This is a genomic window from uncultured Tyzzerella sp., from assembly GCF_963558545.1.
Classification (GTDB): domain Bacteria; phylum Bacillota; class Clostridia; order Lachnospirales; family CAG-274; genus Tyzzerella.
In genome coordinates this window covers 1-14,997 of record NZ_CAUWHO010000017.1, presented here as the reverse complement: position 1 = coordinate 14,997, position 14,997 = coordinate 1, and the positions used below count along the sequence as shown (strand labels likewise).

Annotated in this window: 15 protein-coding genes; 6 read left to right on the top strand and 9 right to left on the bottom strand. The window is 27.8% G+C overall.

Annotation, left to right across the window (positions count from 1 at the left end; all coding sequences use genetic code 11):
- Positions 1 to 4 precede the first annotated feature (4 nt).
- From R5Z65_RS04105 to deoC, 6 genes are read right to left on the bottom strand one after another with little or no spacing between them, the layout of a single operon-like run.
- Entirely contained in the window at positions 5 to 958 is a 954-nt protein-coding gene (locus tag R5Z65_RS04105; protein WP_317367237.1) for an ABC transporter permease, read from the bottom strand.
- The gene (locus R5Z65_RS04100; protein ID WP_317367236.1) at positions 958 to 2,043 is read right to left on the bottom strand and encodes an ABC transporter permease; all 1,086 of its coding nucleotides are present in this window, start codon (positions 2,041 to 2,043) and stop codon (positions 958 to 960) included. The genes R5Z65_RS04105 and R5Z65_RS04100 overlap by 1 nt, the downstream gene beginning before the upstream one ends.
- On the bottom strand, positions 2,036 to 3,565 hold the full coding sequence (locus tag R5Z65_RS04095; protein ID WP_317367235.1) for an ABC transporter ATP-binding protein: 1,530 nt from the start codon (positions 3,563 to 3,565) through the stop codon (positions 2,036 to 2,038). Before R5Z65_RS04095 ends, R5Z65_RS04100 begins: the two co-directional genes overlap by 8 nt.
- A 22-nt stretch (positions 3,566 to 3,587) precedes the next feature.
- Positions 3,588 to 3,998, bottom strand: coding sequence for a cytidine deaminase (cdd, locus tag R5Z65_RS04090; RefSeq protein ID WP_317367233.1), 411 nt, complete (start codon positions 3,996 to 3,998; stop codon positions 3,588 to 3,590).
- A gap of 14 nt (positions 3,999 to 4,012) precedes the next feature.
- A complete protein-coding gene (locus tag R5Z65_RS04085) occupies positions 4,013 to 5,182 on the bottom strand; it encodes a phosphopentomutase (protein ID WP_317367232.1) in 1,170 nt (389 codons plus the stop codon).
- 56 nt (positions 5,183 to 5,238) lie between these two features.
- On the bottom strand, positions 5,239 to 5,898 hold the full coding sequence (gene deoC, locus R5Z65_RS04080; RefSeq protein ID WP_317367231.1) for a deoxyribose-phosphate aldolase: 660 nt from the start codon (positions 5,896 to 5,898) through the stop codon (positions 5,239 to 5,241).
- 408 nt (positions 5,899 to 6,306) lie between these two features.
- Here deoC and aroC point away from each other — a divergent pair, with 408 nt between their 5' ends.
- From aroC to R5Z65_RS04060, 4 genes are all read left to right on the top strand, one after another.
- A complete protein-coding gene (aroC, locus tag R5Z65_RS04075) occupies positions 6,307 to 7,404 on the top strand; it encodes a chorismate synthase (RefSeq protein ID WP_334309016.1) in 1,098 nt (365 codons plus the stop codon).
- A 16-nt stretch (positions 7,405 to 7,420) separates the two neighbouring features.
- Positions 7,421 to 8,686, top strand: coding sequence for a diaminopimelate decarboxylase (gene lysA / locus R5Z65_RS04070; protein WP_317367228.1), 1,266 nt, complete (start codon positions 7,421 to 7,423; stop codon positions 8,684 to 8,686).
- 26 nt (positions 8,687 to 8,712) lie between these two features.
- Positions 8,713 to 9,348, top strand: coding sequence for a lactate utilization protein (locus R5Z65_RS04065; protein ID WP_317367227.1), 636 nt, complete (start codon positions 8,713 to 8,715; stop codon positions 9,346 to 9,348).
- 124 nt (positions 9,349 to 9,472) lie between these two features.
- The gene (locus tag R5Z65_RS04060; protein WP_317367226.1) at positions 9,473 to 10,003 is read left to right on the top strand and encodes an inorganic diphosphatase; all 531 of its coding nucleotides are present in this window, start codon (positions 9,473 to 9,475) and stop codon (positions 10,001 to 10,003) included.
- A gap of 33 nt (positions 10,004 to 10,036) precedes the next feature.
- Here the strand turns inward: R5Z65_RS04060 and R5Z65_RS04055 are convergent, their stop codons facing one another.
- Positions 10,037 to 10,861: a peptidylprolyl isomerase gene (locus tag R5Z65_RS04055; RefSeq protein ID WP_317367224.1), complete on the bottom strand. Its 825-nt coding sequence runs from the start codon at positions 10,859 to 10,861 to the stop codon at positions 10,037 to 10,039.
- Positions 10,862 to 11,005: 144 nt separating this feature from the next.
- Positions 11,006 to 11,713 carry a GDSL-type esterase/lipase family protein gene (locus R5Z65_RS04050; protein WP_317367223.1) on the bottom strand — a complete coding sequence of 236 codons (708 nt, stop codon included), beginning with the start codon at positions 11,711 to 11,713 and terminating at the stop codon, positions 11,006 to 11,008.
- A gap of 210 nt (positions 11,714 to 11,923) precedes the next feature.
- On the opposite strand from R5Z65_RS04050, the gene R5Z65_RS04045 reads away from it, so the two are divergent.
- A complete protein-coding gene (locus R5Z65_RS04045; protein ID WP_317367222.1) occupies positions 11,924 to 12,574 on the top strand; it encodes a hemolysin III family protein in 651 nt (216 codons plus the stop codon).
- Between the two features lie 448 nt (positions 12,575 to 13,022).
- On the opposite strand, the gene R5Z65_RS04040 is transcribed toward R5Z65_RS04045, so the two are convergent.
- On the bottom strand, positions 13,023 to 13,379 hold the full coding sequence (locus R5Z65_RS04040) for a helix-turn-helix domain-containing protein (protein WP_317367221.1): 357 nt from the start codon (positions 13,377 to 13,379) through the stop codon (positions 13,023 to 13,025).
- Between the two features lie 136 nt (positions 13,380 to 13,515).
- Between R5Z65_RS04040 and R5Z65_RS04035 the strand changes: the two genes are divergently transcribed.
- A complete protein-coding gene (locus tag R5Z65_RS04035) occupies positions 13,516 to 14,859 on the top strand; it encodes an MATE family efflux transporter (RefSeq protein WP_317367220.1) in 1,344 nt (447 codons plus the stop codon).
- Positions 14,860 to 14,997: the final 138 nt, after the last annotated feature.

The window sequence follows — 14,997 nt, the reverse complement described above, 5'->3', positions numbered from 1 at the left end:
CTCCTTATCTAGAACCTTTGTCATAAGGTATGCCTATTGCCTTAGGCGCTTGAGAGTTTTTAGATAAAAATGTTAAAGCAATTAATGTTATAAGATATGGTAACATTTTATAAATCTCATTTGTTATAGGAAGCTCTTTAATAAATGGTATAGTAGAATGTGCACTAGATAATGTTTTCATAATACCAAAGAAAAATGCTGCAACAAATACTCTATGTGCACGCCATTGCCCAAATATTAAAACTGCTAATGCCAAAAATCCATATCCTGCAACCGTTGCATTAAAATTTGTAGATGTAGGTACAACAAATACTATTCCACCAATACCTGCTAAAACACCAGATATAAAAACACCTGCATATCTTATTTTATAAACATTAATCCCAACAGAATCTGCTGCTTGTGGATGCTCTCCACAGGCTCTTAGCCTAAGCCCAAATCTTGTTTTATTAATTACAATATAAGAAATAATAAATATTAAAATACCTATATAAGTTGTAATATATACGTTTTTAAAAAATAAATCACCTATTACTGGTATAGAAGATAAAACAGGTACTTCTTTAATAAAAAATGTATTTGTAAAAGGTATTTGTTGTGTTTGTTGTATCATTCTTGCAACAAATATTGCAAAAGCTGGTGCAAAAAGGTTAAGTGCTGTACCACTTATTGTTTGGTCTGCCTTTAGATTTATTGATGCAAAAGCGTGTAATAAAGAAAATAATCCTCCTGTAACACCAGCTATTAATAATGCTAAAAGTAATAATCCTTGCCCAGACATTGTATCTTCAAACTGATTTATAAATAGTATTCCTGAAAAAGCACCTATTATCATTATACCTTCTAAGGCGATATTTATAGTACCACTTCTCTCAGAAAACATACCGCCTATAGCTACTATTAAAAGAGGAATAGCAAAAGACATTGTTTGCTGTGTTATAAAATAAATAGTATCCATTATTTTTTATCCCCTTTCTTAAAATTTTTAATAAGTTTAGATATAATATTTTTAAATAATAAAGCAAAAGCACCAAAATATATAATAGATGCTACAATCATATCTATAATCTCTGGAGCATATCCATTTAATTGTAGGTTGATACCTCCAACGCGTATATGTGCAATAAATAAACCTGCCAAAAATACACCCATTGGATTTGACTGCCCAAATAATGCAACAGATATACCACTAAACCCTTCTGGTGCTATAATATCTAACACTTGGATATATTTACCAGAACCATAAAGGTACATTAACCCTCCACCTATGCCAGATAATAAACCTGCTATAAGCATAGCAAGTATTATATTTTTCTTTTCATTAATACCTGCATATTTACTAGCAAATTTATTTTGCCCACAGGCTTTTAGCTCGTATCCTATTGTTGTTTTTTCTAACAATATGTATATTATTACTACAAATACTAATGCTATAATTATAGAATAATTTATATTGCTATCACCAATGCCAAGTCTTGGTATAATAGCACTTGGCTCTACCTCTAAAGATTGGTTCTTTAATTGGTCAAAAACATTTTTTACAACTAGCATATTTACTAAATACATACCTATATAGTTTGTCATAATAGATGATATAACTTCATTAACATTTGCAAAAGCCTTTAAAATCCCTGGTATAGCTCCCCATAAAGCACCTGCTATACCTGCACCTATCAACGCTACAACCCAGTGTATACTAGGTGGTAAAAATGTCCATTTAACACCTATATGTACTGCAACATAAGCACCTATAATAAATTGTCCTGATGCCCCTATATTAAAAAGTCCTGTTTTAAAAGCAAATGCCACAGAAAGCCCTGTCATAATAATAGGTGTTGCAAAATATATAAGCCTAGAGAAACCTGTTAACCCATCTGTAAATCCACCTTGTAGTATAGTTAAAAATCCATTTACTGCTTCTTTAGGGTTACTTACAAAAAGAACTATAAATGCAAATATAAAACCTGCTAATATAGCAAATAAAGATGATAAAAAACTTAAAAATGCTTTATAATCTCTTTGTTTTCTTATATTATTATCCATTTTTCACACTCCTTTTTGTACCAGCCATATATAACCCTAACTCTTGTATGCTAACCTCTTTAGGATTTACATCTGCTACTATTTCTCCCTCGTACATAACTAATATTCTATCACTTAAATTCATAACCTCATCAAGCTCTAAAGAAACTAATAAAACTGCCTTACCTTTATCTCGTTGTTCAACTATTTGGTTATGTATATATTCTATTGCTCCAACATCAAGCCCCCTAACTGGCTGTACTGCTATTACAAGCTCTGGATTTCTATCTAGCTCCCTTGCTATAATAGCTTTTTGTTGGTTACCACCAGACATACCTCTAGCTATTGACGTTTCTCCTTGTCCACTTCTTATATCAAATTTTTCTATTAAATATTTAGCATAAGATTTTATTTTATTAAATTTTAAAAAACCAAATTTTTGAAAATTTTTAGTAAAATAACTTTGTAACACAAGGTTTTCTTGTAAAGTATAGTCTAACACAAGTCCGTATTTATGCCTATCTTCTGGTATATGTGCAAATCCATCTATACATTTTTTCCTAATACTTTCTTTAGTAACATCTTTGTCTTTTAGTTTAATATTACCACTTTCTATCTGCATAAGGCCTGTTATTCCATATACAAGTTCAGATTGTCCGTTTCCATCAATACCTGCTATACAAACAATCTCACCACTTCTAACCTGGAATGATACGTTTTTTACCACATGTTTATCTGTATCTTTAGATTTTATACATAAGTTTTCTACCTTTAAAATAGTTTCGCCTAATTTAGCAGGTTGTTTTTCAATATTAAGGTTAATTTTTCTACCAACCATCATTTCAGACATTTCTTCTTTAGATGTGCTAGCTACATCTACCGTACCTATATATTTTCCTTTTCTAATAACGCTACATCTATTAGCAACAGCTTTTATTTCATTTAGTTTATGTGTAATAAATATAATAGATTTTCCTTCTTCCACAAGCTTTTTCATAGTAGACATAAGTTCATCTATCTCTTGTGGAGTTAAAACAGCTGTCGGCTCATCAAATATCAATATATCATTATCACAATATAACATTTTTAAAATTTCTACTCTTTGTTGCATACCAACTGTTATATCTGATATATAAGAATCTAAGTTTATCTGAAATTTATATTTTTCTATAAGGTCTTCTACTTTTTTTCTGGCATCTTTCATTTTTAAAAAACCACTAGATGTTGTTTCTCTACCTAAAACAATACTTTCTAATACAGTAAAATTATGGACAAGTTTAAAATGTTGATGTACCATACCTATACCTAGGTTATTAGCATCGTTAGGATTATTTATTTTTACTTCTTTTCCATTTATTTTTATAGTACCTTTTTCTGGCTGATAAAGCCCAAATAAAACACTCATCAAAGTAGATTTACCTGCTCCATTTTCTCCTAAAAGAGCGTGTATTTCTCCTTTTTCTACCTTTAATGTAATGTCATCGTTTGCTTTAAAGCTACCAAATTCTTTTGTAATGTTGTCCATTTCTATTACATAAGACAAATAGAACACCTCCTAAATGATTTTATAAAACGTCTTTTGTAAAAGCAAGTGGTAATATTTCTTCTAAAGTATAAACTTTATAGTCATCTTCGCTTTTTCCTAAAATAACCTTAAACCCTTTTAATTTACAAAATTCTGCCATAACCTGTCTACAAACACCACAAGGTGCACAATATTCTCTCTCATTCTCTTTTGAATCTTTAGGGTTTCCTACAATGGCAATAGCCTCAAAATCTTTTTCTCCTTCTGATATAGCCTTAAAAAAAGCTGTTCTTTCTGCACAGTTTGTTGGAGTATATGCTGCATTTTCTATATTACACCCTGTATATATTTTACCTGTTTTGGTAAGAAGTGCTGCACCTACTTGAAAATTAGAATAAGGAGAATAAGAAAACTTTTGTGCTTCTAATGCCTTTTTTACTAATTCTTTCAAAGCTTATCTCCTTCCTACTTTAATATATCACTTAAAAAGCTTGTACCGTCTATATTACCATCTACATCAAATATGTCCAATATAGTTTTAGCTATATCGGCAAAGGAATTTCTTGTACCTAAAGATACATTTTCTTTTATATTTTTACCATAAACTAGAATTGGCACATTTTCTCTAGAGTGGTCTGTACCTTTAAACCCTGGGTCACAGCCGTGGTCTGCTGTTATCATAAGCACGTCATCATCTTTCATATTTTTCATAAAACTAGAAAGTTGATTATCAAATGTAGTAGCTGCTTTTGCATACCCCTCTATATCGTTTCTATGACCATACACCATATCAAAATCTACTAAGTTGATAAATGCAAGTCCTGTAAAATCTTTATCTTGTAAAGCAATAGTTTTTTCCATACCATCAACATTGTCTACTATACTCATAGTTTCTTTAATACCTTTACCTGCAAATATATCATATATTTTACCTATACCAATAGCATCTAAATTAGATTTTTCTAAATAATCAAGCATTGTATCTTTAGGTGGTAATAATGAATAATCGTGTCTTTTAGGTGTTCTCTTAAAAGGGTATTCTCCTTCAAAAGGACGTGCTATAACTCTACCCACACCATCTTTTCCTTTTAAAATATCTCTAGCTATATGACAATATTCGTATAATGTTTCAATAGGTACAACTTTTTCGTGTGCTGCTATTTGAAAAACACTATCTGCTGATGTATAAACTATTAAAGCACCTGTTTTTATATGCTCATCTCCATAATCTTTTATAACCTCTGTTCCAGAATATGGCTTATTACATATAACTTCTCTACCTGTTTTTTCTTTAAATTCATTAATTATATAGTCTGGAAAACCATTTGGGTATGTAGGAAGTGGACTATCTGATATAATACCTGCTATTTCCCAATGTCCTATAGTTGTATCTTTTCCCATAGATGCCTCTTCAAGCCTACCATAAGCACCTATAGGCTTTTCTACCCCCTCTTTAAAATCTATTTTATCAATATTAAAAAGGCCCATATTAGCCATATTAGGCGTGTTATATTCTTTTGAAGATGTAATTGTCTTTAAAGTATTGCTACCTTCATCACCAAAAGCTTTTGCATCTTTTGCATCTCCTATGCCGTAGCTATCTAAAACTATTAAAAATACTCTTTTTGCTTTCATTTTATTTCCTCCTTTTGTATGTTTATTTTATTATATAGTTATATTAAATATTAAATTTAATATTCTGTAACTTGTTGATTTTTTAAAATTTTACAAATAGAGCTTGTACCTAATCTTGTTGCTCCTTCTTTTATAAAACTTTCTGCATCGTCTATAGTTTTTACGCCACCTGCTGCTTTTATACCAACATCTTTAGACACATTTTCTCTCATAAGCTTAATGTCTTCTAGTGTTGCACCATTTGTACCAAAACCTGTTGACGTTTTTATAAAATCTGCTTTTGCATTACTAACTGATTTGCAAAGTGCTATTTTTTCATCATCTGTTAAATAACACGTTTCTATTATAACTTTTAAAATATTATCCCCAACTGCATTTTTTATTTCTCTTATTTCATCTTCTATTTTATCAAATAATCCTGCCTTTGCATCTCCTATGTTTATAACCATATCAATTTCTTTAGCACCATTTTGTATAGCATCTTTAGCCTCTTCTATTTTTACTTTAGTAGTATTATACCCTAAAGGAAACCCTATAACTGTACATACTGGTATTTCATTTTTTAAATAATCACTTGCTTGTTTTACATAAGCTGGTGGTATACATATAGAGGCTACCTGTAATTCTTTAGCTTCATCACATATTTTTTTAATATCTTCCCAAGTTGCTACTGCTTTTAATAATGTGTGGTCTACCTTTTCTGTTATATATTTCATATCTATTTTCTCCTTATAATTATATAATTTATATTATAACTCTTTTGCTATGTTATAAATCCAAGTGCAAAAATTTTATGTTGTTTTTTTATCTGTTTCTACCACTCTAGTGTGATAATGTTTAAATTTTTGTATACCTGTATTAGTTATACAAAATATATTATGATTAAATTTAGTATTATTTTTTATATCTTCTGCTATCTTTAATATATTATTAAATATTTTACCACTCCTTAATATACAAATAACACTAGTATTAACTTATTATTAAGCATATCATACATATAAAATTATGTAAAGTAACTTTTATATGTTATTATTACTAAAAATAATATTTATAAATTATTTCTAGCAAAATTTATATTTTTGTAGTATACTATTTATAATATTTTGAAAGAAGGTGATATTATATCTGGTTCTACATTTGGTAATATTTTTAAAATTTCTACTTGGGGAGAATCTCACGGAAAAGCAATGGGTGTTGTAATAGACGGTTGTCCAGCAGGTGTTTATATATGTGAAGATGATATACAAAAAGAACTTGATAAAAGAAAACCTAATAATAGCAAATATGCTACAAAACGTGCTGAAGAAGATAAAGTTATTATAATGTCTGGTATTTTTGAAGGTAAAACAACGGGTACACCTATATCTTTGATTGTACATAATAAAGACTATATCTCTAAAGATTATACCAATATAAAAGATATATATAGGCCTTCCCACGCAGATTTTACATATGATAGAAAATATGGATTTAGAGATTATCGTGGTGGTGGTAGAGCCTCTGCAAGAGAAACTGTTGCTCGTGTTTGTGCTGGAGCTATTGCTAAAAAGATATTAACTGACTTAGGTATAAATATTTTAGCTTACACATCTTCTGTTGGAAATATAAAATTAAAAAATATAGATTTATCATATATTAACGAAAATCCACTAAAAATGCCTTGTAAAGAAGCAGTAAAAGAAGCTACTACCTTTTTAGACAACCTTATAAAAGAACATAACTCTATTGGAGGTACAGCACACTGTGAAATAGATGGATTAAAGGCAGGAATAGGAGAACCTGTTTTTGAAAAACTAGACGCTATGTTATCTATGGCTATTATGTCTATTGGTGCTACAAAAGGTATAGAGTTTGGGTTAGGCTTTTTAGCTAGTGAAAAAAAGGCTAGCGAATATAATGATATTTTCTATAACCATAAAAATAAAATAGACAAAAAAACAAACAATTCTGGTGGTATATTAGGTGGTATATCTGATAGCTCTAAAATAACTATTAATATAGCCTTTAAGCCTACTCCATCTATATCCATACCACAAAATACTATAAATACTAATTTAGAAAATGAAAATATTGTAATAAAAGGTAGACACGACCCATTTATTGTTCCTAGAGCCATACCTATAATAGAGTCTATGGTGGCCATAACATTGTTAGATTATATATTAATAAATACAACTAAAAAAATAGAATGTATCAAATACGCCTATTTAAACTTTTAATAAAAGGAGAATTATTATGCAAAAACTAGTATCTAAAGTAACAGACAACACAAATTTTTATATGAATCACTCACCTATTGAATTAATAGAAAAGTATGGTAGTCCTTTATATGTATATAACGAAAAAATACTTCGTGAAAAAATGAGAGATATGAAAAACCTTGTTTCTTATGAAAACTTTGCTGTAAATTATTCGGCAAAAGCAAACAGTAGCTTAGCAATACTAGAAATAGCTAATGAAGAAGACTTAAATATTGATGCTATGTCCCCTGGAGAAATATATGCTGAGCTTAAAGCAGGTTTTTCTCCAGAAAAAATCTTTTATATAAGCAATAATGTTTCTAAAGAAGAAATGCAATTTGCAATAGATAATAATGTTCTATTAAGTGTAGATTCTATATCTCAATTAGACCAATTTGGACAAATAAATCCTGGTGGTAAAGTAGCTGCTCGTTTTAATGGAGGGATAGGTGCTGGACACCACGAAAAAGTTATAACTGCTGGCAAAAATACAAAATTTGGTATAGACCCAGACGAAATAGAATTATTTAACCAAACTTTAAATAAGTATAACTTAAAGCTAGTAGGTATAAATCAACATATCGGCTCTTTATTTATGGAGCCAGATAAATATATTGATGGTGTATATTCTGTTTTATCTATTGCTAAACAATTTAAAGACTTAGAGTTTATAGACTTAGGTGGAGGTTTTGGGATACCATATAACAAACTAGATGAAGACTACAAATGTTTAGATTTAAAGGCTCTTGGTAAAAAGCTAGATGAAATATTTGAAGATTTTACTAAAGAATATGGCAAAAAACTTAAATTTAAAATAGAACCAGGTAGATACATTTCTGCAGAATGTGGAGTTTTACTTGGAACAGTACACGCTATTAAAAACAACTGTGGTAATAAGTATGCTGGTACAGATATAGGCTTTAATGTTTTAGCTAGACCTGTTATGTATGACTCTCACCACGATATAGAAGTATATAGAAAATCTAATGAAAAATCAGAAAAAACAGAACCTATTACAGTTGTTGGCAATATATGTGAAACAGGAGATATTATAGCCAAAAATAGAATTTTACCTACCCTTAAAGAAGGAGATATTTTAGGTATATTAGATGCTGGTGCATACGGAAATGTTATGAGCTCAAACTACAATAACAGGTTACGTCCTGCCGAAGTTTTAATTAGAGAAAATGGAGAAGTTGTTCTTATTAGAAAAAGAGATACTTTAGATGATATTATTAAAAATTTTGTTTCTTTAAAATAGTATGTTAGTTATTAGGAGGCTTTTATATGATGCCAAAAGAAATATATAATAATATTAATGCTAAAAAAGTAATAGAAAATTTAGAAAAAAGAAATATGCAAGGTTTTTTTATAAAAACAAAAGAAGAAGCATTACAAAAAGCTTTAGAGCTTATCCCTAGCAAATCTACTATATGTTGGGGTGGTTCTCAAAGTATATTACAAATAGGGCTAATAGATGCTCTATATAAAGGAGATTACACTCTTTTTGACAGGGCTAAAGCTACTTGTCAAGATGAAATAGATGATATATATAGAAAAGCCTTTACAAGTGACTTTTATCTTGCAAGTGCTAATGCCATTACATTAGATGGAAAAATAGTAAATATTGATGGAACAGGTAACAGAGTTGCTGCTATGATATATGGACCTAAAAATGTACTTTTAATTATAGGTGTTAATAAAATATGTACAGATGAAACAACTGCTATTGATAGAGTTAAAAACTATGCTTCACCTATAAATGCTATTCGTTTAGATAGAAAAACACCTTGTTCAATAAATGGTAAATGTTATGATTGCCTATCTAATGATACTATTTGTTGTGTTACTACTGTAAATAGATATAGTAAAGTAAAAGATAGAATAAAAGTTATTTTAGTTGGAGAAGACTTAGGATTTTAATTTTGTATACTTTGTATATTTTAATTTAAGTTTTTATTTTTTATTTATATTATTTGTCAATTTAAATTTTTTTAGATTAAATATATAATTAATTAGATTAAATTTATTTTTTGGAGGAAATTTTATGAATATTTGGCACGATATTAATGCAGACAGAATTAAATCTGATGATTTTGTATGTGTTATAGAAATATCTAAAGGTAGCAAAAAGAAATATGAACTAGATAAAGAAACTGGTCTTATTATGTTAGATAGAATTTTACATTCTGCTGTACATTACCCAGCTAACTATGGTTTTATCCCTAGAACTTATGGCGATGATAAAGACCCTTTAGATGTTCTTTTATTATGTTCTGAAATTATAGAACCTTTAACTCTTGTTGAGGCATACCCTATTGGAGTTATGTATATGGTTGATGGTGGAGAAAATGACGAAAAAATTATAGCAATACCTAAAAATGACCCTGTTTATAATTCTTATAAAGATATGTCTGAGCTTCCAAAACATATATTCGATGAAATTAAGCACTTCTTTGTTACTTACAAAGACTTAGAAAACAAAAAAACTATTGTCGAAAAATTTGGCGATTCTAAAGAGGCTAAAAAAGTTATTGAAGACTGTATTAAAAATTATAACGAAACATTTAATAAATAATATAAAAAGAAGGGAAAATCCCTTCTTTTTATATTATTTATATTCTTCAATAGATATACTCTCTATTATTACATCTTCTACTGGTTTATCGTTTTCTCCTACTTCAACATCTGCTATTTTATTTACTATATCCATACCTTCATAAACTTGTCCAAATACAGTATGTCTACCATCAAGCCAAGGAGTACCTCCTACTTCAATGTACTTTTCACATACACTTAAAGGAAATACATCTTTAATTTTTATACCATTTTGCTCTTCATCTTGGTGTTTAGCAAAATATTCTAATTCTTCTTTGTTAGACTTATCTATAGCACTATTTTGAACAATAAAAAATTGACTTCCATTTGTATTAGGTCCACTATTAGCCATACTTAAAGCACCATTAAAATGTCTTAAATCTGATAAACTAATTTCATCTTCAAAAGGCTCTCCATATATACTTTCTCCACCAGTACCAGTACCATTAGGGTCTCCACCTTGTATCATAAAGTCCTTAATAACTCTATGAAATGTAAGCCCATTGTAGTACCCATCTTTAGAATGCTTTATAAAGTTTTCTACTGCTTTAGGTGCTTTATCTTTAAAAAATCTTATTTTTATATCTCCATAATTAGTTTTTAAAATAGCTATTTCTTCACCTTGTTTTATCTCAGAAAACTGTAATAATTCACTACTTTTACTATCATCTTTTTCTTGACTATTAGTTGTATCACTAGAAGTATCTTCTTTATTATTTTCCTCTATAGATTCTTTTGCTGTAGTATTAGTGTTATCTTCATTATTTTTTGTTTTCCCACAGGCTACACTGAAAGTCATACTAACTAATACCAATCCTAAGATTAATCTTTTTTTCATAAAATTATGCCTCCAATTTATATTAATTCTTTCTATTATATTTTATACCAAATTATTAATTTGTCAATAATCTTACCCTATTGTTAACAAATTATTCAAGTATACAATATTTAATATTTTAAAAGTATAATAAATGAATTGTAGTTAGTAACTTTTTATTATATTAAAGATATAATTGGCAATAAATATGTTCCCCTTTCTATTAGGGTGTATCCCATCAAAAAACCATTTAGGTTTATCTTTTGTTAAAGTATATAAATCTATTATATTTACTCCTGTTTCTACAGATATTTCCCTTATTATTGGACATATTTCATCTTTTATAACACTATTTTGTATGCTTTTATTATTTTTTACCTTTTCAAAGGCTCTTGGAGGCGTCATAATATATATTTTGGCTTTTTTATTTACTTTTTGATATATTTTTATAAGTTTTAAATACTCTTCTTTATACTTTTTCTTATTCCAATTTATTTCTTTAGAATCGTTAGAGCCTAACATTATTATTATTATATCTGCATTTTGCTTTAAAGATTTTTCTATAAAAGTTGTTTTAAAATAAGGATAGTTTCCACTACTTAAAAGTGTCCTACTGCTAGCACCATAGTTTAAAACTCTATAATTTTTACCTAATAATTTTGCAAGTATAACAGGATATGTGCTAAACCTTCTTCTAAATTCTACACCTAATCCATATGTTATACTATCTCCTATGCAAACAACCTTTACATTACCCTTACCTATTTTTTGGATAGTAGGATAAAATATTTTATAAACCTTTATACATATAATTATAAATATCAAAAAAATCTCTAATAATCTTTTATAAACTGACTTTACTTCATTTTTCATATATCATATACCTCTATATAAAATTTAATTATATTCATTTTATATTAAATAATTTTATAAAATTTGTCAATAATAATTATTACAAAATATAATAATTATATTACTTTAAAATAAAAATATACATAATAAAAAGCTTGTAATAATAATATTATTATGATATTATATCTATATAACAATATATAGTTTTAAAAACTAGATTGGAAGGTGCTTATGAATATTTTTAAATCTTGGCGAGAACCTATGAGTGCTCTTACTCATCTTATAGCATTATTATTTATATTCCCTTTTACTATATTCTTAATGTTTCTTGGATATAAACAAGGTGGCGTATATTACTTATTTTCATTCTTTATATTTGGACTTTCTATATGCTTACTATATTTATCTAGTACAATATATCATATGCTACCTGTAAAAGAACATATAATAAAAGTTTTAAAAAAAATTGACCATATGATGATATTTATTTTAATAGCAGGTACATATACTCCTGTTTGTTTAATAAAATTAAATAATAAATTTGGATATGGTATGCTTTCTTTAGTATGGTTAATAGCAGTATTAGGTATTATTTTAAAATTTTTTTGGATAAATGCACCTAGGTGGTTTTCCACATCTATTTATGTTATTATGGGTTGGATATCTGTATTTGCATTTATACCCCTTGTAAAAGCTATAGAATTAAAAGGTATTTTACTGTTATTAGCAGGAGGTATAGTATACACTATTGGTGCTATTATATACGCTACAAAATACCCTAAAATATCTTTTAAGTTTTTTGGCTTTCACGAGATATTTCATCTTTTTGTTATAGGTGGAAGTATTTGTCACATTGTATTTATGTTTAAATATGTTTTATAAATTATTAGATTATATTTTATATCTTCTCTGCATATAAATAAAACCACCTGTTAAAACAGGTGGTTTTATTTAACCCTATATATGATATTTAATTTACCTAAAGGTATTCTAATAAAATTACTATTATCAATAGCCTTTGTTATGTGGACAACCAATATTTACATATACATTCTAATAACCTTTCCCTGAAATAGACTTATTAGATAAATGATGTATTACTCTTTCAAATACATTATGTATTGTAGTTTTTCAGCAATATTAATATCATTAGTGTATGTTGTATTAGTCCTATTTAGAATTTGTTGTACCTACTATTAAAAATGGTAATATCATTTTATTAAATTTTTTCATAATAATAAATTACTTTTCTTGTTTTCTAAAAATTTTATAATAAGTATATTTTTCTCCCAATTTTAAGAAATTAAAAATATTAAACAACAGATAAAAATTAGTTATTATCTAGATATTGTGTATTTGTAAATTCAAAACGATTATCAGTATTTTTTTTACCCCATTCACACATAAGTTCTAAAATAGTCTTTAGTGAATAACCTTTATCTGTAATAGAGTATTCAACTCTAGGTGGAACTTCGGCATAAACTATTCTTTCTATTAGAGAATCTTGCTCTAGCTCTCTAAGTTGATTAGTTAATGTTCTTTGAGATATATTATTAAATTCACTCATTAATTGGCTAAATCTTTTAGTCCTATTTTTAATCAAGCTTTCCAAAATTAATAGTTTATATTTCCCACTAATCATTTTTAATGTAACTTCCATCTCACACGTAACCTTAACTTTCCCCATAAATTCCTCCAATAGTGAAATATTTTTCACTTTATAAAAAAAATGTGCCTACTTGCTAAAATAAATAAAAAAATATATATTTAATTATATTATATTTTTATAACTTTGTAAATATTTTTAGATAGGTCGGGATAAAATGATAAAATGTGTTAAGCCTCTAACAAGTGGCTCTATTTTAAAAGGAATGTTTTTTTTTACATTACCAATTTTGTTAGGTAATTTATTTCAACAATTGTACAATACGGTAGATTCTTTAATTGTTGGAAATTTTTTAGGAAGTAGTGCATTAGCTGCCGTTAGTTCATCAGGTAGTTTAATTTTTATGCTCATAGGATTTTTAAGTGGTATTTCTGCTGGTGCAGGTGTAATTGTATCTAGATTTTTTGGTGCTAATGACATTAAAAATTTACAAAACACAGTCCACACAACAGTAGCATTTGGACTAGTAGCAGGTATAATAATGACTATAATTGGTGTTTTATTTTCTCCACAAATTTTAGTTTTGATGGGTACACCTGAAAGTGTTATGTCAGATTCTGTAACTTACTTACAAATTTATTTCTCAGGTTCTATTGCCTTTGTAATGTATAATATATTTGTTGGAATTTTGCAAGCTATTGGGGACAGCCGTAATCCATTGTTCTATCTTATTATATCATCTATTGTAAATCTAGTACTAGATATTGTATTTATTGCAATATTTAAAACAGGTGTAGGTGGTGCTGCTTTAGCCACTGTAATTTCCCAAATAATAAGTGCCATATTGTGCTTCATACAATTGATAAAAACAAATGAAATATACAAATTACAAATTAAAAAAATTAGATTTAATAAAATTATATTAAAACAAATTATTAAAATTGGTCTTCCTTCTGGAGTTCAAAATTCTATTATTGCATTTGCTAATGTAATTGTTCAATCAAATGTTAATTCCTTTGGGGAAATGGCTATGGCAGGTTATGGAGCTTATACAAAAATAGAAGGATTTGGATTTTTACCAATTAATAGCTTTACAATGGCTATAACAACTTTTGTAGGGCAAAATCTTGGTGCTAGAGAATATGACAGGGCAAAAAAAGGTGCAAGATTTGGTATTTTAATTACTGTTATTTTGTCAGAATTAATTGGTATTGCAGTTTTTATTTTTGCACCGCAAATGATAGCTGCATTTGATTCTACACCAGAAGTTGTTAAATTTGGAATTGAAAAATCTCGTACAGCTGCCCTATTTTACTTTTTACTAGCATATTCTCACGCTGTTTCATCTGTTTTTCGTGGTGCTGGCAAAACTATTATTCCAATGATTATTATGGTTGTATTTTGGTGTATAGTTCGTGTTACATTTCTTACAATTACAATACCTCTTACTAATAGCATTCAAATGGTTTATTGGGTTTATCCTTTAACTTGGAGCCTTAGCTCTATTTTATTTTTATTTTATTATAAAAAAACAAATTGGATTAACACTAAAAAATTTTAAAATTAAAAATATAAACCATATAAAAATAAAAAAAATAAAGATAAGGTATAATTTACGATATCTTATCTTTATTTTTTATTTTTAATGTAATATACCCTACTTTTAAACTCCATTAGAATAATCATATTCACAAATGCT

What these genes read in the sequence shown, in the direction of transcription:
- R5Z65_RS04105 (WP_317367237.1), bottom strand. Translation starts at nt 958, where the DNA reads ATGGATACTATTTATTTTATAACACAGCAAACAATGTCTTTTGCTATT.
- R5Z65_RS04100 (WP_317367236.1), bottom strand. Translation starts at nt 2,043, where the DNA reads ATGGATAATAATATAAGAAAACAAAGAGATTATAAAGCATTTTTAAGT.
- R5Z65_RS04085 (WP_317367232.1), bottom strand. Translation starts at nt 5,182, where the DNA reads ATGAAAGCAAAAAGAGTATTTTTAATAGTTTTAGATAGCTACGGCATA.
- deoC (WP_317367231.1), bottom strand. Translation starts at nt 5,898, where the DNA reads ATGAAATATATAACAGAAAAGGTAGACCACACATTATTAAAAGCAGTA.
- lysA (WP_317367228.1), top strand. Translation starts at nt 7,421, where the DNA reads ATGCAAAAACTAGTATCTAAAGTAACAGACAACACAAATTTTTATATG.
- R5Z65_RS04065 (WP_317367227.1), top strand. Translation starts at nt 8,713, where the DNA reads ATGATGCCAAAAGAAATATATAATAATATTAATGCTAAAAAAGTAATA.
- R5Z65_RS04060 (WP_317367226.1), top strand. Translation starts at nt 9,473, where the DNA reads ATGAATATTTGGCACGATATTAATGCAGACAGAATTAAATCTGATGAT.
- R5Z65_RS04055 (WP_317367224.1), bottom strand. Translation starts at nt 10,861, where the DNA reads ATGAAAAAAAGATTAATCTTAGGATTGGTATTAGTTAGTATGACTTTC.
- R5Z65_RS04050 (WP_317367223.1), bottom strand. Translation starts at nt 11,713, where the DNA reads ATGAAAAATGAAGTAAAGTCAGTTTATAAAAGATTATTAGAGATTTTT.
- R5Z65_RS04045 (WP_317367222.1), top strand. Translation starts at nt 11,924, where the DNA reads ATGAATATTTTTAAATCTTGGCGAGAACCTATGAGTGCTCTTACTCAT.
- R5Z65_RS04040 (WP_317367221.1), bottom strand. Translation starts at nt 13,379, where the DNA reads ATGGGGAAAGTTAAGGTTACGTGTGAGATGGAAGTTACATTAAAAATG.
- R5Z65_RS04035 (WP_317367220.1), top strand. Translation starts at nt 13,516, where the DNA reads ATGATAAAATGTGTTAAGCCTCTAACAAGTGGCTCTATTTTAAAAGGA.